The sequence below is a fragment of the Pseudomonas palleroniana genome (assembly GCF_022836895.1).
GTDB classification, from domain to species: Bacteria; Pseudomonadota; Gammaproteobacteria; order Pseudomonadales; family Pseudomonadaceae; genus Aquipseudomonas; species Aquipseudomonas palleroniana.
On the sequence record NZ_CP092411.1, the window covers coordinates 3,628,171 to 3,647,889 of the forward strand.

Sequence of the window (19,719 nt, forward strand, 5' to 3'; positions counted from 1 at the left end):
CTTGATGCTATAAGCGAACTGGTTCGTTGTCGACTCAGCCATTCTAGTGCGCTCACCTGCTTCTACTTGATTACCGGGCAGTCGAGAACGCCCGATAATGCGCTACGCGAACAAATCAGCCACTGTTCCCCTCCGAGAGGTAACAATGTCGCCGCCCGCTTTAAAGCACCGTCCATTCGCCTACGACTGACGTTCAGACCCCGCAACCAGGAGCCCGCCCCACGTATGGAAATTGAAGCGCTCAGTACCTATGCCAAGGGCGACCGGTTCGAGGAGCAGGTCTTTGAATTTCTGTCTCGTGAGATCAATGAAGGTCGCTTCTATGTCTTCCGACCTGAGTGCTGCAAAATTTTTAGGAAGAAGGGTTACTACTCTCGCGACCGGGAGGATTTCATCGTTTTTGACATTTCTGTCGAAGTGTTCCTGCCTAGCTTCGAGACCCCATCATTGCTTGTGCTCATCGAATGCAAGAATTACAGCGGAAAAGTGCCTGTGGGGGACATCGAAGAGTTTGGATCAAAGATCAACCAAGTGGCCGGCTTCAACGCTAAGGGTATTTTTGCGTCTGCGAGTGCTTTTCAGTCCGGCACGTTCAACATAGCTCGAAACCGAGGCTTTGGTGTCTTGCGTTACTTCGATCAATCTGAGTTTCGATGGGAGCTTCCTCGCGCGCTGCTGACCGGGGCGCGTAGCGCTAGAGCCCGTAAGCGCGCAGAGATCGAATACGCCCTAACCCAGACGGATTTTCGACCTACCGTTTATAGCGCCTATGCCGTAACTCCTGCTGGCTTTACGGATGGTTGGGAAGGCATCTGGAAAGGCCTCGACCTTGAGAGCGCTTTTGAAGAAAGCGATCTGAGCCTGATTCGTCAGCCCATGATTATTGCAACACCCAGAGTCGCATTCATTTCACGGAACAGAATAGATAGCTTGGCGCAGCAGGCTTTGAAATCCATTTCATACATCAGGGGAGAGGTCGATCTTACTAAGCTAGTGTCCAGGGAAGCTGATGTCAGTGGACTTTCTGTGAGCTTCATTGAGGGCTCGAGCTCAGCCCTCGGCAGTATCACGTTCAACCCGCTTGAGATCAAAATCTTCGGGGCAGATAGCAAATCCCACTTGGCCCGATTCACACTCGCCCATGAGTTGGGACATCACTTTCTAAATCACAAGCGCTACATGACACGAGAAGCTATCCGAGCGCAGGACATTGACCAGAGCCAACTCATCACTATTCCTAAGGGGGAAGCCGAGCGGCTGGAGTGGCAAGCAAATACTTTCGCTTCGTGTCTTTTGATGCCCACAGAAGAATTCCAGACCGCTTTCGGTTTGTTACTACAGCATCTTGGCATCCGGAACCGCGGCCACGGCCCTCTGTACCTAGACAGTCAGAAGGACAACGTCATCCAGTTTCATGCTGTGTGCAATTCCCTGAGCAATTATTTTAACGTTTCGAAGACAGCGATCCGTTTGCGCATGCGGGTATTGGGATTGCTGGTAGAGGTTTGTCGGCAAGATTGATCTGCATCTGCATCTGCATGGAAGTCTATGTCGCATTGTCGGCAGGTGCTTAGTCGCCGACTGAGCTGAGTGGCGCCCAAAGACCGTTGAGCCTTGGGAGCACCAGACTTAGTGGATAAGGTGATCAAACGCATTGCAGTTTCGCAATCATTCGAACGGTACGTAGAGGCTGCCATTTGTGCAGTGCGAGGCCTGGTTTATCGGTCGGAAGCCTCACTCATCAACGAGAAACGTGAGGACTCGATCAGAGTCAACCGGCCCCGTGTATCAGACCGATCAGTTGTCTAGCATTGAATTCGAGAGTCATTGCCACCTCACCCACTGGCACGTCCCATACCTGAGCCAGCAGCTCAGCCGTTTGGCCTGAGCTCCACGGCATGACTGTGGCACCATTGACCTGGGCGAACGGCCCGTCGCTTTCAGGAACCACGCGATCACGAGGCAGCTTCTTGGCAATCGCCTTACCAGATGCCGAGTTGAAGGCTGCCGGCCCGACGCTGAACCAGCATCCCATATCTGAGGCGGATTTAAGCTCAGCAGGCGTACCCGTAAACCAATGAAGAACTGCTGTACCAAAACCCGGGTGGTCATCGAGAATCGCCAGCACGTCTCTCACGGCCTGGCGCGAGTGAATGCTAAGCACGCGCCCACCGACGCTGGCGCATTGCGCGACCACAGCAGTGAACACTTCACGCTGAGCATCGAAGCTGTGCTTGAACCGTTTGGAACCATCCAATCCCACCTCACCGACAGCAGATATGTACTTGATCTGCTCAATCAGAGTGTCGAGCTCCGCGTAACGCTCATGGACGATTTCCGGATGCAGCCCCGGCGTAATGAGCACATTTTCATGACCGCCAAGCACTTTGTTAGTGGCGGAAAATGCACGGGGGCTGGTGGTGACCAGCCAGGTAAACATGTTCCTCTCCACCGCTTGCGCGAAGACCTCCCGTGCATTGGGATAGAGGTCGAGATGGCAGTGAAAATCCATCAAAGCAATCCGTCTCCGGTCAAAAGTGCCTCCAGCTCATGGATGCCATTGGTAAGCATAGATCGATACTGAGGTCGTTCAGGAATAGGGGCAAACGCTAGTGATGCTCCCAGGAATCTGTCGATGCCCCTATCACGCGCCGTAAGTACCGCCAATGCTACAGCCATTGGATCATCTGGCCCGCTGGATTTATCGCTGCCTACCAACCTTGGGAATACGTAGCGGGTTGCATCGGCCCCCGATGTCCAGGCACCGAAAGCAGCCCTGCGAATCATACAAGGCACGCAGCGACCGCAGTGAGTTCGATTGTACGTACGGAATCGCCCGCAGCTGGTCGTGTCGGACGCTAGCGCTTGTAGGCGCGGCTGATCAAGGCACTCATTCATCATCTGCCCTTTGGTCTTGAACCGGTAGGGCAAGTCCAGCTGCACCGAGACGCCAATGCCGTCGAGAACCTGCTGCAGTTTGTTGATGAACAGAGGGTGAGTCGTGCGAGTACTCAGGCTCGATACTCGCCCAGGAACCAGTGGAGGGTTCACGCAAATGAATCCGTTTTCTGGGATGTAAATTGTCGGGCGCGCGGCACCGAGCCTGGACGCGGCCAGCACGGCGAAGGCATAGAACGCCAGTGAACGACCACGCGTCGACGGTTCACGCGGACCTTTGAAGCTGATTCCATGACTCCACTGATAGTGGGCATCAGCACCACCTAGCAGGGTTGCATAGCGACGCTGGCGTTCAGAGTCCTCGTGAGCCAGCTGAGAAACAAACAGAGGCCGCCGACCCCGGGCCACGAGATTCAGGCCGCCGATAAGGCTGTCGAGGCCACCAGATAACAAGGAAACGCAATCTTGATTCTTGGCGGTGAAGCGTCCTTGAGGGGGTGGCAGGCCTGCATCCGTGAAGATCAGAGTCCAATAGTCCCCGGTCAGCACCCTCAGCAGTTGCTCAAGCTCCACCTTCCACGGATCCCATCGCAATGGCTCATGAAGCCCAACACTCAGCTCGATTGTACGAGTCCAGCCATCAGCACTTGTACTTCGCATCGCGCAAAGGTCGGTCGCACAGACGGCCAAGCAGAACTGAACGAAGTCCCAAGCCGCAGGGGTTGGGCGGAACCCTTTGCGCTTCAGGGAACCGTGCCAACTCTTGGCGATGGTACCGACACCCTCGCGCCTGGCGCTTTTGAAATAGGTGAAGGCGCGCTCCCCTTCGGCGAGTTGTGCGGGAAGACGAGCAACGCTAGTACAAATGACCTTGATCATTCTGCAAATACCTCCAGCGCGGTCTGCAGCACACGATGCGCAAGGGTCTGAGGATTGATTCTCTGCGCCGCAAGACCTTCCATGATTCGCTGCACCTCTCCGTGAACCCATTGCTTGATGTCATTACGAAACGCCTGGATCTCGACTGGCGAATACTTAAGCTTTTCATAAGTCTGGCCCAGCTGTAGATCCATCCGGTTGCAGACTTCGTTGGCGATCGTGAACCCAATGACCGCCGTGATCTGCTGATCATCAAGCTGAAAAATATCGACATTGGGATCTTGCTCGTACAGCTGCGCTAACGCATCGGCAGCGGCGTTTCTCAATGACTCATCGTCGACACTGCCGGTGTCAGGCATGACTTCCTTGATGAGCTCCAGAGCAAGATCGCTTGCTGAAAGGTTCTGGCCGCGAACCCTCTGAATCCAGTCGACTACATGAGGATCGGTGCCGGCCCTGACCGCTTCGAGAAACGATCCCAGTCGGCCGGCGCCTTGAGCAACCCCACGCATGGTGTTGCTCGCGCGCCCTGCTCCACCCATACCCTTTTTGATCATGCTGCTGGCAGCGCCGCGAAGCGCGTCACGACCACCTCCAGACAAGTATTTGCCCATCTGTGAGCGGGCCGGCATAAACCTGCGATCTGGGGCAATATCCTGATCTTGGGCGGGTTCTAAACCGGCCTCACCATTTTCAGGTGCATCCTGGGGAACACCCTCATTACCATTTGAAGCATCTTCCGGCGCTCCGCCATCTGGCGATGGGTCACCGGCAGCATCGCCCTGATCTAACCATTCCGGGTCAAACGGAGAACCCGCCTTTCCGCCACCACTTGATGTAGAGGTTCCCATCAGACTCCACTCCTTAGCGCTGCCTTGATTGCCCTTTTTGTATGGCCGCTCACGGCGGGATCATCTCCCCAAGATCTCAATACTTCCGCCGCCCAGGATTGGCCAGCAAGGGCGGGTATGATGCCTGGCCCCAATGCATCCAGAGGAGCAAGACTCAACAGCCCTGCTGCACGCCTTCCGAGCGCTGGATAAACCTTGCAGGGTTCAATCAGGATGATCATCTCGACGGTGGCTTTCCATGTCCGCGACGATGCAGTCGCCTGCCAGGCCTTCACCATCGCAAGCTCTGCCTGGTCGCTGTCGACGGCGGTAATAGCATTTGTCAGCGGTTCATTGGCGCTGGTGGCCACCTTCAAAACATCACGAAGAACACGCGCAGGGGGAGTCATGTTATCGTCGCCGAAATCGCGCGTCGCGGTATCTCGACTCAGGTGAAGCAGGGGGCGCAAGTCCGTCGCACCAAGCGCCGGCGCTAACTGCAGCCACTCTTTGATGAATGGTTCGTCAAAAGGCTTGGACAATGCTCCTCCATCGCGGGCGAGCTCCTCGGCCTGCAGCAACTCCGCCACTTGCCCGTCATTTTCAGAACTGACCATGGACGACAACGTGTCGGCCAGCTCCTCTTTGTAGCGCTCCAACAAATGCCACTTAGCCAATGCCGGAATGTCCAGGGTGATTCCTTGAGGTTGCGCCAATGACTCCCTCAGATAGACAGTATTCAGAAAGCGCTTCATGAGTCGTGGATTCGCGCTGATGCTGGAGGACTTAAACATTAGCGTTGCCAAACCTTGCGCCAGTTCCATCAATGCCTGAAGACGTGTATCGGCTCCCACGAGTTCGTTGAGGAACGAAGACGTAATTGTCTCGCCGAGCCAGCTTCGGGCCAGGCGTTGCGGTATATCCAGCTTCGCCTGATCAAATTTGTCTTGTGGAAACATCCCCGACCTGGCCTCGCGTTCGAGCAGGAGCAGCACAAGGTATGCCTTAGCTTCGTTCACGCCGATACGGGGTACATGCAGAGGTACTTGGATCAGCTTGTCAAAGTAGTTAGTGGCAATGTCGCTCGTAATGCCGGTGCCTTCGAAATGTTTCTTCACCGCCCCGTGGATAAAGTCATTGTCGGCAGCGATCACGAAAGCGGTTCGCTTGAGGAATAAGAGCAGCCTGATGGATTCGAGGGTCGAAATCGCTGTCTCCGGTAAGCATCGATCCAAGTCATCGACAAACACCACCAACGTGATACCAAGCTCTTCCAGCAGCTTTTCGAGTGCGGATCTGAAGGCATGAATTTCGTTAGGCAGCGACAGAGGCTTCGCCGGATTCAACAGACCATCGGCCTTGAGATCCAGCGACTCCCCTTCTTTCTTTTCTTCCCCCTCAGCCGCATCGCCGTCTGAGCTGAAGGCGCTCCAGAGACCTGAAACCTTTCCGATCGCCTTCCCGATCGTCCCGACGGGCACACCCGTGGTAATCGTGATCGCAGCTTCGCCCCCGAACTGGGCCAACCGCAGCAGGTTGATGCGTTTCAAGAGGTCGAGGGCTTTCTTCAGTAACGTTTCATCGTCTTTGGCCAGCTTCAGCACTTCATCACCGACGATCTGCAGCAATGCACTTCGAGCGCTTTCGAAGTCTTGATACAGCCACGGGTTGAAGGTGATGACAACGTATCGGTGTTCGGATTGGGCACCTGTGGTAGCAGGTAGTGACAGGGCTGCAGAAGCCACGGGGGTTTCGAGGCGGCCGGCGATCATTTTGACCAGAGAGGACTTACCCGCCCCCCAACCACCTGACACACCTATCGAAATCGGCTCGCCACGACTCTGCCGCAGAAGGCTGGCGCAGGCATCAGCCACGACGCCGAAGTTCAGATAGTCGACCGTTGTTTCGTTGTCATGCCACATGGATTGAAGTCCGTTTCGGGTTTTGTGCGAGGAACGCTTGGCCACTTAATGCTGCCGGCAGCAGCGCCTAAGCAGGGGCTGAGAAAACGTCCGTGTAATGAGTTGACTGCGCTGAGTTACGTCCAGTGATGAGGCCGGCAATGGGCCAACTCCCCTTGGGAGCTCCACAGCACGCAAATAGGATCCCAAAGATTCTAAGTCGCTTTGATGGCAACACGCCATACCAAAACCTAATGAATTCGGGCCGTCTACAGCCTCTCCATCACCCTAGATACAGGTCTAGGCCAATGAATACGGCACTCAGTCGCACTTGGTTCGGTATGCAAATACACACTGTGTCGCAATTTCCCGTCCTGAGAGGGTCGCACAATCAAAAATCGGACAAAGATCCAATCCTGACGGTGGCAAAGGATTTCCTGTGAGCCCTCTCAATAATTTACAAATACATATGGAGTCCACTGAAGAGCTCTTCATCCGACCTCATAGCAGTCTAATCGCGGCACGATGCTAGTAGTGAAAAAAGCCCGGCACTCTGCACATAATTTTTCGACATCTCGGATTTGGTTAGTCTTCAGACACCAACGAATTTTGGAGAACGATTATGGACAACCAGCTACGAAAGCATTGTAACGCTGGCACTCGTCAGGAGAGTGCTCGTTTGGTTCATGAGTGACGGCCAAAAAGTATTTCTCTGGCCCGCTTAGACAGTGCTGCTGATGCGCGCGCCTCGGACTACGATTGAATTGGTGCCGGACGTCCGATCCGATCGAGTTGCCCACTCCAAGCGCCAGTTGTATCAGTTGATCAGTAAAAGGATCGTTTCGCAGCTCGGAATTTCAGAGCATGCCCCGCTGATACTGGTCGAGCTAGAGCCAGAGAATTGGGGGATGCGTGGTGGAGTGCCTGGCCCGTATTACGTCGAGCGCGAGAGTCAATCGCGTCGAGGGCAGCAACAATAGGGGAAGACCTCACGAAAATGCTCAAATCGCCGCCCGCAACTCACGTGGTGACAGGCCATAGTGTGAGCGAAAGCGCACAGCAAAACGTGAGGCCGAGGCGTAACCGCAGGCACCGGCGATTTCACCGATCGGGCGAGAAGTTGTTTGCAACCGTTGTAATGCTGTCGACAGTCGAACGCCCTCCAAAATATTCCTGAAACTATTACCCTCTTTCGCCAGTTGGCGGCGCAATGTCGACTCACCCAGGTTCATGTGTTGTGCGATGCTTGCGACCGTCCAGTCTCTCTCCGGACTGGCCATTACCAGTTGCTGCACACGTTCACACAGTGGATCGTTGCGTCCCATCAGCAGTGATCCGATCTGGCCGCCAAGGCATAGGCTCAGAAGAACCGCTTCCCCATAATGTGTGCATAGTGCCTGCGGCGCGTTCCCATTGATGGCGGCCAACAACTGCTCCCATGCCTGGGTTGTGTGCCTGTCCAGAGGAACGCATAGATCGGTCTTCAGTACACCACGACAGCTCATAATCTGCTGGCTATATCGGGTGATGAAGTTACGCAATGTCGAGACGGGAAAGGTCACCGCATCAGCGATGTAGTGACCGTGAGGGCCGGGGAAGTTGGAGATACCAAGCTCGCGCCCGGCCGGCATCAGAATCAGATGATGAGGCCCTGCGCGCATCTCCCGGTCATCCCATTGCAACAGTTTTTCCCCCTGTCGCACTCGACACAAAGTGGTCACGAACACCGGCACCCTTGGCAAGCTGAGGGGTTGTCGCGCCCGTATGACACATGCATCGATAATGTTTTCCCGGTGCTGTATGCCGTCACATGGGCGCATCGTTCTTAACGTCCGTAAGTTGAAGTAATGGTCGCTTTGGCCAGGACGTTAGCGTTGAGCATGTAACCTACCAAGGCTCCGCTGGCTTGGTTGTCGAGCGGTAGTTTATCGGCTTTCAATGCCCATACGGTGAATTGATAGCGATGGGGTTTATCTCCGACAGGTGGGCAAGCTCCACCAAACCCCGGCTGACCATAATCGGTTCGCCCTTGTACCGCGCCGACGGGCAGGTTCGCCCCCACTCCTCTAGGCAAGCTATGGGTGGAAGCTGGCAGGTTAAACACCGTCCAATGCCACCAACCGCTACCGGTTGGCGCATCGGGATCGTAAACGGTGATCGCGTAGCTTTTAGTACTTGTGGGGGCGTTTATCCAGGAAAGCTCAGGAGAAGTGTTGCCACCTTCGCAACCGAAGCCCTGGAACACTTCGCGACTGGTCAGCGGGCGATTGTCAGCAATATCCCGGCTGGTCAGTACGAAATCGGCAGCGTATCCACTGAATGTTACTGCCATGGAGAGTGCGGGCAGGATTAATCTGATTTTCATCGCGACTCCATCTGAGTCTTAAAGTGAAGCTCTAGTCTAGGTTGAGCAAAGAGTGGTTACTGTGCCGAAATGCTCGATAACAGTGCTGAAATGCTCAATTGCTCAGGCGAACAATTGAATCTCGACCGGTGTTGGCCAGACGTTTACGGGCTTCCATCGTCCAAAAAAGATGTTTGCGATTCGGTTATCGCACGATAGGGTCCTCCCCTCCCCCTGGAGCTTAAACAGATACATCTTCGCGCTCGCGACAATCAGCTCGACACAGGCCGATGGCAATACGGATGCACGGAAACATAGGAGCAGAGGCACTCCAACTCCATCGACTATTAGTCGGAGCCTTTGCTGAAAAAACCGGTTGTTTGAGCAAACTCAATAAATCGCTTGTTTGCGACAGACAAGTATTCGTTAGCTCGCCAACACAGGCTGAAACTCATGGTCTGTGCCGGTTTGAATGGGATACCCACCATGCCGGGTACGCTCTGTTGAATGGAGCGCAGCAACGTAGAGGCCCCGATGCCGTCCAGTGTTGCCTTGATGACCAGTGATACGAAATTGCTTTGCAAGGCTATTCGATAGTCGACTCCTGCAGCGGCGCAGAAGCTGTCGAACAGGTGGCGTTGCAGGAAAGTCTGGTCAAACAGCACCATTTTCTGATCTTGCAGACGCCAGGCCTCGATAAACGCCTCGCCCGAAAGTGGGTGGCTATCGCTCATGCACAACACCATCTCGTCGGTGCCTAGCAGAACCGAGTCCCATCCGCTCTTGATTCGGCGAGACTCCAATAGGGCGACATCGATATCACGGTTTTCCAGGCGCTGGCTGATGTCATCCGCACTGCCTTCAACCACCGTCATCACGATGCCTGGATAGCGCGTGCCAAAAGCGTTCAGTACTTGCGGAATGTAGTGGATTCCAAACATTGGAGGCACGCCGAGACGAATCTCACCACTGTGTAAATGCGCCATATCCCGCAACTCCTGGCGGGCCATGTCTAACTCGAGCAAAGCGACTTCGACATGTGCAAGAAAGCTTTTTCCTTCAGCCGTCACGGTTACTTGTCGTGCCGCGCGGTTGAAAAGCGTCACGCCCAGCTCCTCCTCCAAGCGCGTGATAGCCATGCTCAACGCGGGTTGGGCGATGTGCAAGCTCTGGGCGGCTTTGGTGAAGCTACCTTGCCGCGCAACTTCTATGCAGCCCATCAAGGCTTTGAGGTTCATGGCAGTCATACTCGGCTCGAAACTCCAAGCATAACAATTAGTGATCATACAAATCACAACATAGTATTTTTCGTGATGAAGGCGTCTCGTTAATATGCCTGAGATGACTTCGTTGTCGCCTTCTTGAGGTCAGCGTCCACGTCGATGACTGCCTCTTTCAAAAATGGATTTTTACCGATGCTCAAGTTCAATGCTCATCTCGGCTTTCAATTTAACGATTTGCCTTTTCTCCAGCGTATAGAAGCGGCTGCCGCTGCTGGATTCAAGGCGGTGGAGTTTCCTTCTCCTTATGAATTTGAAGCCAGTCACTTAGCCGCACATCTGGCTCAATACTCCCTGCCTCTCATCCAATTTGCCGCACCGGCCGGCGTTACCAAGGGCATTGCGGCGCTGCAAGGCAAGGAAGAAGAGTTTCGTGCAGGTTTAGCCCTGGCCGCCAGGTATGCGAAGGTGTTGCGTTGCTCAAACGTGCACATCATGTCTGGGATTACGACACAAGTCTCGGCTGCGTCCAGCTTCATGAGCAACCTGGAATATGCAGTCAAGTATTTTGAAGATCAGGGAATACGGCCCCTGATTGAAGTGATAAGCCCAAAAGAAATCCCGGGGTACTACCTGTCGGATTTCAGCCTGGCGCAACGGGTGCTGGAGACCTTCCCGAGTATTGGACTGATCCTTGATCTTTACCATGCACAGTTATTGACCGGCGACGCCGCAACTATTCTGGATCTGTTTTATGAGCGTACCGTCCACGTGCAGATTGCAGACTGCCCAGGCCGCCACGAGCCGGGGACAGGCCTGGTGAATTTTGCTGAATTGTTTGCAGCACTGGAGCAGCGTGGGTACACCGGATGGATCGGATGTGAATACCGTCCTTCCAGCACTACAGCTGCAAGCCTTGAGTGGCTCAAGTTGCAAAATACTTAGCACTTGATGGCCGGTTGCTCCCCGTCGCAACGGACAGCAACTGGCCACGCTCGGTCAAGTACCATCAAATGTTAAAACCACGTTTCCATTTGTACACCGTATTGCCATACCCCCCCAGCGCGGAAGTCCGTCATGCCAAAGGCGTCTGAGGTGCTGTATCTGTCCAGCTCCGAAGACCAGTTCATGTAGCTTGCGAACACTCGCAACTCGGGACGCGTGAGAAGATCGCCAACGTCAAGTTTGAATGTCGGAGCCACAGTGAATTTCCAAAAGTTACCGTCGACTGCATTACGTTGTAGGTAGCCCTTGGGGTCGAGCTTCATGGTTTGCCAGCTCATTTCGTAGGCCATCTCGAAGTTGCTGTTGATTTGGTTAGCCAAACGCACGTTTAGGGTTAGCCAGCGGTAGTCGTCCCCCTTCACGTATCTATCCTTGCTCTGTTCAGCCAGCACGCTGGGCCCGATGCGCCAGTCAGGCGCAATAGGCGTCTCACCGTAAAGTGCAAGACGCAGAGCGCGGGCGTCGTCAATCAGTTCACCATCCGAGCCAACGTTCTTGACCTCGGCCCCCAGACCTTGCCCATAGAGCAGCGCGGTTTTGAAGAAGCCTTCTCTGCCGAAAAAGGTTTTCTGGTGATTGGCCAACAGGGTGTGCAAGCCGGAATTCGCAGGCGTCAAACCCGCCTTGTTGGTGCGAGTGCCGAAATCGTTTTTCTTTGCGCCGATGGCGTTGTACATCCACTGCCACTGACCGTCCTCGAAGAACTGGTTGGAGGTCAGGATGTAGCTTTCCACATTGGCATTAATGCCGCCTTGGCTGAAGTCCCCGTAGCTACGCCCAATCAAGGAGTAGTTCGAGCGCCAATTCTTGTTCATCTGCACATCGTAAATTCCACCGCCGGTGCCGGCCAGGTAGACGACGTCCGAGTCCAGCCAGTGGATATCGAAATTATCTCTATCGAATCGCTTGCCTGCCCACAGCGTGGCATTCTCGAACACTGAATTCCCTTTGAACGCAGCCACATGGTCAAGCGCTGTGAACACCTGGCGTACGTTCAGTTTGCTCTCGTCGGCCGTCCAGTCATTGGAGCTTTCCACCCCGTCGGCGATGGAGACCGTGAATTTGGAGCGGGTACCGTTTTGTGCATAGATTTCTTTCGACAGGTCTATGCGCATGTAGGTGTCGTCTTCATTACCGAGTCGCCCGACTGCACCGCCAACCGAGCCAGCCGGCGTTGTATAAGGGCCACCACGGCCACCACCCAGCCCCTCGTCGACCAGCAATCCAGAGCGGGCATAGCCGTGGAAGCTGAACCCATCAGTCAGGTGTCCGGTACCGCCCTCCTTCTCCAGGCTTTGCTGACGGGCTTCGAGTTTCGCCAGTCGGGTATCCAACGCAGGCCCCGCAATGGCTGTCGCTGTCGCTGCAGACGTGGCGGGCTGCGAGGCAAGCGTGGAGAGTTTGATCTGCTGCAGCTCCCTGGCAAGTGCTTGGGTCTGCTGCTCCGCCGCGGCCGCACGCTGTTCCGCTGCGCTGGCACGGGCTTCAAACGCGGCCATGCGCTCTTCCAGAGTCATGGCCTGAGCGGTTGCCGCCGATGTGCCGAGCACACCTGCAAGTAGCCAGCTTGATCCTTTGTGCATGTAGATTTCCTATTTTTTTTATTGTCTGGTCGCGCGACCGGCCCTTTTTACGTGAGTTTTTGAGTTGTTCAAAACGACGAAAAAAGGATGCCATATCGCAAATTCGCTGCTACATTTAGCTGTGTTAACGTTAACTTCTCTAAAAACAAAAATAAAGGGTGATCAATGAAACATATGAAATCTCTTCTTCCTGCTGCACTTTTCACCCTCTACTTCGGGTTTCCATCCCTCTCGAGCGCAGCTGATTTGACGATCTCGTGCGGCGCGGTGGGTGCGGAGTTGCAACTCTGCAAAGAGGCGGTCGATACCTGGTCGAAACAGACCGGCCACAACGTCCAAGTGGTTTCCACACCTAACTCGGCGACCGAGAGGTTGGCGTTCTACCAACAAATTCTGAGTGCGCAGTCCACTGACATCGACATCATCCAAATCGACATGGTGTGGCCCGGCATGCTGGCCAAGCATCTGCTGGATCTGCGCGAAGTGCTGCCCGCCGATGCGACGCAAGGCTACTTCCAGGCGCAGGTGGATAACGCGACAGTGTATGGACGGCTTGTGACGATGCCGTGGTTCACCGACTCGGGCCTGCTGTACTACCGCAAGGACTTGCTCGAGAAATACAACAAGCCGGTTCCCCAGACCTGGGAGGAACTGACCACGACCGCCAGGGATGTCCAACAGGCTGAACGCAACGCCGGGAACGCCAATGCGTGGGGTTATATCTTTCAGGGACGCGCTTACGAGGGGCTGACATGTAATGCGCTGGAGTGGATCAGCAGCCAACCGGAAGGCGGCCTGGTCAATCCACGCGGAGAGATCGTGGTCAACAGTCAGGCCTCAAGAACGGCTTTGGCCCTGGCGAAAAGCTGGGTAGGCGACATCTCTCCGCGCGGCGTACTCAACTACACCGAGGAAGAAGGACGTGGCGTATTCCAATCTGGAAACGCCTTGTTCATGCGTAACTGGCCTTATGTCTGGGCCCTGGTGCAAAGCCAGGACAGTATCGTAAAAGACAAGGTCGGGGTCGCTCCCCTGCCCCGAGGCGGCATCACCGGTAGCCATGCATCCACACTTGGCGGCTGGGGCCTGGCGGTATCGCGTTACAGCGCTCATCCAAAAATCGCGGCAGAGTTGGTGAGCTATCTCACCCGTGTTCAAGAGCAAAAACATCGTGCCCTGATCGGCGCCTATAACCCGGTTATCGAGTCGCTGTATCAGGACCCCGAATTGCTCGCGGCAATGCCGTATTACAGCCAACTCCGCAGCATTCTCAACGACGGGGTGATGCGCCCCGCCTCAATCACCGCCGAGCGCTACCCACGGGTCTCCAATGCGTTCTTCGATCGAGTGCATAGCGTGCTGGCAGGCGAGTTGCCTGTCGATCAGGCCCTGACCGAACTGGAAAGCGAACTCACGCGCATCAAACGCAAGAACTGGTAAGCCACAAGGAAGAAAATCACCATGCCTGCCTCTATTACCCATGCCTCCCCTGATGAGCACCTGCTCATCAGGGAAACCCCCATAGAGCGTCGTCGGATACGCGCCGCCTGGCTATTCCTGACGCCGATGTTGCTGTGTCTGGCCCTGGTGGCGGCCTGGCCGCTACTGCGGACCTTCTGGTTCAGCCTGACCGACGCCGACTTGGCGGACACCGGTGGCGGATCCTTCGTGGGCTTGAGCAATTATCTGTCCCACGACGGCGCCAACTGGTCGGGCATCCTGGTTGATCCGCAATGGTGGAACGCTGTGCGCAACACGTTGCATTTCACCGTGGTGTCGGTGGGACTGGAAGTCGTCCTGGGGCTGCTGGTGGCGTTGCTGCTGAACATCAAGTTCACAGGCCGCTCCCTGGTGCGTGCGCTGATTCTGATTCCGTGGGCAATTCCTACCATTGTCTCGGCGAAGATCTGGTCTTGGATGCTCAACGACCAGTTCGGCATCATCAATCACATGATGCTGAGCATCGGCCTGATTGATGCGCCCCTTGCCTGGACAGCAGATGCGGATCTGTCGATGTGGGCGGTCATCATCGTCGATGTCTGGAAAACGGTGCCTTTTGTCACGCTACTGATGCTGGCTGCCCTGCAGATGTTGCCGGGCGATTGTTACGAAGCCGCCAAGGTCGATGGTATTCATCCGCTGAAAGTGTTCTGGCGCGTCACGCTTCCACTGTTGATGCCCGCCTTGTTGGTGGCCGCGATCTTCCGCATCCTCGATTCCTTGCGGGTATTCGATGTCATCTATGTGCTGACCTCAAATTCTTCCAGCACCATGAGCATGTCGGTCTATGCCCGCCAACATCTGGTGGAATTCCAGGATGTTGGATACGGCAGCGCGGCCTCGACTCTGCTGTTTTTGGTCGTTGCAGTAATCGCCATGCTTTATCTCTACCTCGGACGCCGTCAAATGGAGGTTCGATCATGAGCCTGCGCATACTCAAAAAAGCGCTGTTGCGCTTCGGGTTCTGGTGCCTGATCGGGGTGTTGTTGCTGTATGCGGTCTTCCCTTTCTATTACGCCATCGTGACCTCACTCAAGCCGTCCAGCGCTTTGTTCGAGGTCAGTTACTGGATCGGCAATCCCGACTTCTCCAACTATGCGACGGTACTCCACCAAGCCTCATTCCTGCGGGCTATCGGTAACTCGCTGCTAGTCGCGCTTTGCGTGGTGACGTTGGCGCTGTTCCTCAGTGTGACGGCCGCCTATGCCTTGGGAAGAGTGAAATTCCGCGGGCGTGGCACGGTATTGATGATGGTTCTCGGCGTGTCGATGTTTCCCCAGGTCGCAGTGCTGTCGGGGCTGTTCGAAGTGATCCGCGCGCTAGGGCTGTACAACACGTCTTGGGCGCTGATCCTGAGCTACACCATTTTCACCCTGCCCTTCACTGTCTGGGTGCTGACCACGTTCATGGGGCAACTCCCTCATGAACTGGAAGAAGCGGCAATCATGGATGGCGCTTCGCCCTGGGTCACGCTTACCCGGGTGTTGTTGCCATTGCTATGGCCCGCACTGGTCACCACGGGGCTGCTGGCTTTTATCGCTGCGTGGAACGAGTTCCTGTTCGCCTTGACCTTCACCCTCACAGACACACAACGCACGGTGCCAGTTGCCATCGCCTTGATTTCCGGTGGGAGCCCCCATGAGCTGCCCTGGGGGCTGTTGATGGCCGCATCGGTACTGGTCACCGTTCCACTGGTGATCCTGGTGCTGATCTTTCAGCGTCGAATCGTTTCCGGTCTCACTGCCGGCGCGCTCAAGGGTTGATGCCCAACAACTACAAGGAACAGCATCGTGATCAAATTGAAGCTAGACAACGTGAACAAACAATTGGGCGGCGCGCGGATTCTTCGCGACGTCAGCCTGGACATTGCTGCGGGTGAGTTCGTGGTCTTCGTTGGCCCTTCGGGTTGCGGAAAGTCGACCCTGCTGCGACTGATCGCCGGGCTGGATTCGATCTGTGGCGGCGACCTGCTGATCGATGGGCGAAGGGTCAACGATCTGGAACCGCGCGAACGTGGCGTCGGCATGGTATTTCAGTCTTATGCTCTGTACCCCCACATGAGCGTCTACGACAACATCAGCTTTGGTCTCAAACTGGCCAAGACCGAGAAGACCAGTTTGCGCGAGCGCGTACTGAAAACCGCGCAAATCCTGCAATTGGACAAGCTGTTGCAACGCAAACCAAAAGAACTGTCTGGCGGGCAGCGCCAGCGCGTGGCAATGGGTAGGGCCATGGCGCGGGAACCGGACATTTTGCTGTTCGATGAGCCGCTCTCCAACCTGGATGCCTCCTTGCGCGTGCAGATGCGCAACGAAATTGCCCGGCTGCATGCTCGACTTGACTCGACAATGATCTACGTCACCCACGATCAAGTGGAGGCGATGACCCTGGCCGATAAAATTGTGGTGCTCAACGGTGGTCGCGTAGAGCAGGTCGGCTCACCGCGCGAACTCTATGAGCGTCCAGCAAGCCGCTTTGTCGCCGGTTTCCTCGGTTCGCCCAAAATGAATTTTCTGCCGGCGCGCCTGCAGGCGCCGGGAGAAACCAGCCTGGTTGACGCCCCCGTGCTGGGCCTGACCTCCCTGCCCTTCGATAGCTCGAACCTGGCGACGGGTGCGCTGCTGACCATGGGGGTTCGCCCCGAGCACATTTCGCTCAAAGCGACAGAGGCTGCCGCCGGAGTCGTCGTGACTGGGGTCGAATACCTTGGCAGCGAAACCTATGTGCACCTCGAAACAGGCCAGGACGAACCACTGATCTGTCGTTGTGAGGTCAGCGCCGGATGGCAGGCTGGCGATCGGGTCGAGCTGCAGCTGGACATCGATAACCTGCATCTGTTCGACGGCGACGGCGCAGCCTTGAAGCGCCCCCCACCGTTCATTGAAAACCTGCGCAGTGATGTCTCTGTGCATGCAGCCCGAGTACAGGCCCTATGACCATGTCGTCGAATAACCTCAACGATCCAATACCCTCTTGCCTCGACCTTGCGCAGCGTGCACTGACTGATGGCCTGTCTCGCGTCATCCAGGATTATCGACCGGGCTATCATATCGCCCCCCCGGCAGGCTGGATGAACGACCCTAACGGGGTCGTGTACTTTCGTGGCGAATACCACGTTTTCTATCAACATTACCCCTTCGATGCGAAATGGGGCCCTATGTATTGGGGGCACGCCAAGAGTGCCGACCTGGTTCATTGGCAGCACCTGCCCATTGCGCTAGCACCCGGCGAAGACTTCGACCGTGACGGTTGTTTTTCCGGTAGTGCGGTGGTGTGTGGAGATACCTTGGCCCTGATCTACACCGGCCACACCTGGTTGGGGGAAGTGGGTGATGAACGCTTGATCCGTCAAGTTCAATGCTTGGCCACCAGCACCGACGGCATCCAGTTCGTCAAGCATGGCGCCGTCATCGAGACCCCGCCGCAAGACGCCATCATGCACTTTCGCGACCCCAAGGTATGGAAGGAAAATGACTATTGGTACCTCATTGCAGGCGCACGTCTGGGCGATATGCCGCTGCTCCCGTTGTACCGCTCCACCGATCTGCACGCCTGGGAGTTTCTTGATTATGTGGCAGTCGGCAGCGAAGGCGATGGCTATATGTGGGAGTGCCCGGATCTGTTTCGGCTAAACGGACACGATGTGCTGCTGTACTCCCCTCAAGGTATGCAAGCCGAAGGTTACGAACGGCTCAACAAGTACCAGACGGGTTACCGGGTGGGTCGACTCGACGATAAGTGGCACTTCACTGGAGGGCCGTTTATCGAGCTGGATAATGGCCACGACTTCTATGCCGCACAAACGCTATTGAGCCCCGATGGTCGGCGCCTCGTGTGGGCCTGGCTCGACATGTGGGAAAGCCCGATGCCAAGTCAGGCCCATCATTGGTGCGGCATGCTCGGATTGCCACGCGAACTTGAACTTTGCGCGGACCGCCTTTGCATGTTTCCGGCACGGGAGCTGACCGCCCTACGCGAGGCTGCGTTGCCGAGTATGCCTTGGTGGGATGAGGCGGGAATCCGGGGCGTGCCGCAGGTGAAAGGCGATAGGCTGGAAATCCATGTACATTTGGATTTGCTCGACTGCACCGATGGGCAATTGGGCATCGCCTTGCGCTGTAGCGACGATGGCCAAGAACAGACCCTGCTCTACTACGATGCGGTGTTGCAGCGCCTGGTACTTGACCGCAGCCGCTCAGGCGCACAAGTCACTGGTCTGCGCAGCGTGGCGATAGACCCGACACAAGGGTTGCTGGCACTGCGTGTGTTCCTTGATCGCTCCTCCATTGAGGTGTTCGAGGAAAACGGGCGCTTGAGTCTCAGCAGCCGCCTCTACCCACAGCCCGGCAGTTTGGGTGTGAAGCTATTTGCAAGCGGAAGTGGCGGGCGTGTCTCGATTCCCAGGGCCTGGTCTCTCGCCTCGGGCTGGTTATGAGCCACGTCATTCAAGTCGCGAGAAGCGCGAGTCATGTGGCATGATTCTGCCTCAATCTGACCGGTTTCACTTCGCATGACTTCAGTGAAAGACGTTGCACAGCTGGCCGGTGTGTCCCTGATGACGGTTTCGCGAGCGCTCAGCAATCCGGAAAAGTTGAGCCCCGACACTTATCAACGGGTGCGCCGTGCCATTGACGAATTGCAATTCGTGCCGAGTATGTCGGCGCGAAAGCTTCGTGGTGACAACCTCCAAAGTCGAACCATTGGTGTATTCGCGCTGGACACCGCTACAACGCCGTTCGCTGTTGAGTTGCTGCTGTCCATCGAACAGACCGCGCAGAAAGCTGGCTGGAATGTCTTTATCCTCAACCTGCTCAGCAACCCGCCCACCGACCAGAATATCGACCTGATGCTATCGCACCGTCCCGACGGGCTGATCTTCAGCGCCATGGGATTACGCCAGGTGAGCATTCCCGAGCGATTGAAGAGTAAGCCTCTGGTACTCGCCAATTGCGTGGCGGATGACAGTCACCTGGTCAGCTATGTGCCAGACGACGAAATGGGGCAGTATCGGGCGTTACACCACGCACTGGACCAAGGCTATAGGCGCCCTCTGTTTATCAACTTGCCAAGACAGAGCCTGGCCTGGCGCCTGCGACAACAAGGCATGCAGCGCGCCTGCCAGGCATTCGGACTGGCGCCTGACGCGCTCCTGCAATACGACCTTTCTGATCATGACGCCTATGGGGAAACCGCAGCCATCCTCGACCGGTATATCATTGATGGTCGCCCCCAATTCGACATTCTGGTCTGTGGCAACGACCGCATTGCCTTTTGTGCCTATCAGTTGTTGTTGGGCCGCGGCCTGAAAATTCCTGACGATGTCGCGGTGCTCGGCTATGACAACATGATCGGTATCGCCGAGTTGTTCATCCCACCGCTGACGACGGTGCAACTGCCTTACTACGAGATAGGTCGCAGGGCTGCCCTGCACCTGATCGAGACCCTTGAGCTCTCGGGGACTCAGCGAGTGGATTGTCCATTGGTGGTCAGGACATCTCTGTGACAACATCTGCGTTGCCATAGGATCCGAGATACTGGCCTCCGCCCCCCCATCCGATT

16 protein-coding genes are annotated in these 19,719 nt (G+C 55.9%); 8 read left to right on the forward strand and 8 right to left on the reverse strand.

The window, feature by feature from the left end:
• Nucleotides 1–225: 225 nt before the first annotated feature.
• A complete protein-coding gene (locus tag MJP36_RS16565) occupies nucleotides 226–1,521 on the forward strand; it encodes an ImmA/IrrE family metallo-endopeptidase (protein ID WP_244383480.1) in 1,296 nt (431 codons plus the stop codon).
• A gap of 250 nt (nucleotides 1,522–1,771) precedes the next feature.
• Here MJP36_RS16565 and qatD read toward each other — a convergent pair whose 3' ends face one another.
• The 7 genes from qatD to MJP36_RS16600 form a co-directional block, all read right to left on the reverse strand.
• Nucleotides 1,772–2,512, reverse strand: coding sequence for a Qat anti-phage system TatD family nuclease QatD (qatD, locus tag MJP36_RS16570; protein WP_244383481.1), 741 nt, complete (start codon nucleotides 2,510–2,512; stop codon nucleotides 1,772–1,774).
• The gene (gene qatC, locus MJP36_RS16575) at nucleotides 2,512–3,777 is read right to left on the reverse strand and encodes a Qat anti-phage system QueC-like protein QatC (RefSeq protein WP_244383482.1); all 1,266 of its coding nucleotides are present in this window, start codon (nucleotides 3,775–3,777) and stop codon (nucleotides 2,512–2,514) included. Before qatC ends, qatD begins: the two co-directional genes overlap by 1 nt.
• Entirely contained in the window at nucleotides 3,774–4,628 is an 855-nt protein-coding gene (locus MJP36_RS16580) for a hypothetical protein (protein ID WP_244383483.1), read from the reverse strand. Before MJP36_RS16580 ends, qatC begins: the two co-directional genes overlap by 4 nt.
• Complete coding sequence (locus MJP36_RS16585; RefSeq protein ID WP_244383484.1) at nucleotides 4,628–6,529, reverse strand: KAP family P-loop NTPase fold protein; 1,902 nt, start codon at nucleotides 6,527–6,529, stop codon at nucleotides 4,628–4,630. Before MJP36_RS16585 ends, MJP36_RS16580 begins: the two co-directional genes overlap by 1 nt.
• Nucleotides 6,530–7,509: 980 nt before the next feature.
• Nucleotides 7,510–8,328 carry a helix-turn-helix transcriptional regulator gene (locus MJP36_RS16590; protein WP_244383485.1) on the reverse strand — a complete coding sequence of 273 codons (819 nt, stop codon included), beginning with the start codon at nucleotides 8,326–8,328 and terminating at the stop codon, nucleotides 7,510–7,512.
• A gap of 5 nt (nucleotides 8,329–8,333) precedes the next feature.
• Nucleotides 8,334–8,873, reverse strand: coding sequence for a kinase inhibitor (locus tag MJP36_RS16595; RefSeq protein ID WP_090371079.1), 540 nt, complete (start codon nucleotides 8,871–8,873; stop codon nucleotides 8,334–8,336).
• Between the two features lie 326 nt (nucleotides 8,874–9,199).
• Nucleotides 9,200–10,090: a LysR family transcriptional regulator gene (locus MJP36_RS16600; RefSeq protein ID WP_244383486.1), complete on the reverse strand. Its 891-nt coding sequence runs from the start codon at nucleotides 10,088–10,090 to the stop codon at nucleotides 9,200–9,202.
• Between the two features lie 177 nt (nucleotides 10,091–10,267).
• Here MJP36_RS16600 and MJP36_RS16605 point away from each other — a divergent pair, with 177 nt between their 5' ends.
• A complete protein-coding gene (locus MJP36_RS16605; RefSeq protein ID WP_244383487.1) occupies nucleotides 10,268–11,017 on the forward strand; it encodes a hydroxypyruvate isomerase family protein in 750 nt (249 codons plus the stop codon).
• Nucleotides 11,018–11,088: 71 nt separating this feature from the next.
• Here MJP36_RS16605 and MJP36_RS16610 read toward each other — a convergent pair whose 3' ends face one another.
• On the reverse strand, nucleotides 11,089–12,660 hold the full coding sequence (locus tag MJP36_RS16610) for a carbohydrate porin (protein WP_244383488.1): 1,572 nt from the start codon (nucleotides 12,658–12,660) through the stop codon (nucleotides 11,089–11,091).
• Nucleotides 12,661–12,825: 165 nt separating this feature from the next.
• Here MJP36_RS16610 and MJP36_RS16615 point away from each other — a divergent pair, with 165 nt between their 5' ends.
• The 6 genes from MJP36_RS16615 to MJP36_RS16640 all read left to right on the forward strand — a co-directional run bounded on the left by MJP36_RS16615 (nucleotide 12,826) and on the right by MJP36_RS16640 (nucleotide 19,663).
• On the forward strand, nucleotides 12,826–14,100 hold the full coding sequence (locus tag MJP36_RS16615) for an ABC transporter substrate-binding protein (RefSeq protein WP_244383489.1): 1,275 nt from the start codon (nucleotides 12,826–12,828) through the stop codon (nucleotides 14,098–14,100).
• A 21-nt stretch (nucleotides 14,101–14,121) separates the two neighbouring features.
• A complete protein-coding gene (locus tag MJP36_RS16620) occupies nucleotides 14,122–15,084 on the forward strand; it encodes a carbohydrate ABC transporter permease (RefSeq protein ID WP_244383490.1) in 963 nt (320 codons plus the stop codon).
• Nucleotides 15,081–15,923, forward strand: coding sequence for a carbohydrate ABC transporter permease (locus MJP36_RS16625; protein WP_244383491.1), 843 nt, complete (start codon nucleotides 15,081–15,083; stop codon nucleotides 15,921–15,923). Before MJP36_RS16620 ends, MJP36_RS16625 begins: the two co-directional genes overlap by 4 nt.
• Nucleotides 15,924–15,950: 27 nt before the next feature.
• The gene (locus MJP36_RS16630) at nucleotides 15,951–17,096 is read left to right on the forward strand and encodes an ABC transporter ATP-binding protein (protein ID WP_244383492.1); all 1,146 of its coding nucleotides are present in this window, start codon (nucleotides 15,951–15,953) and stop codon (nucleotides 17,094–17,096) included.
• Nucleotides 17,093–18,595: a glycoside hydrolase family 32 protein gene (locus tag MJP36_RS16635; protein ID WP_244383493.1), complete on the forward strand. Its 1,503-nt coding sequence runs from the start codon at nucleotides 17,093–17,095 to the stop codon at nucleotides 18,593–18,595. The genes MJP36_RS16630 and MJP36_RS16635 overlap by 4 nt, the downstream gene beginning before the upstream one ends.
• Nucleotides 18,596–18,670: 75 nt before the next feature.
• Nucleotides 18,671–19,663, forward strand: coding sequence for a LacI family DNA-binding transcriptional regulator (locus MJP36_RS16640; RefSeq protein WP_060753051.1), 993 nt, complete (start codon nucleotides 18,671–18,673; stop codon nucleotides 19,661–19,663).
• Nucleotides 19,664–19,719 lie beyond the last annotated feature (56 nt).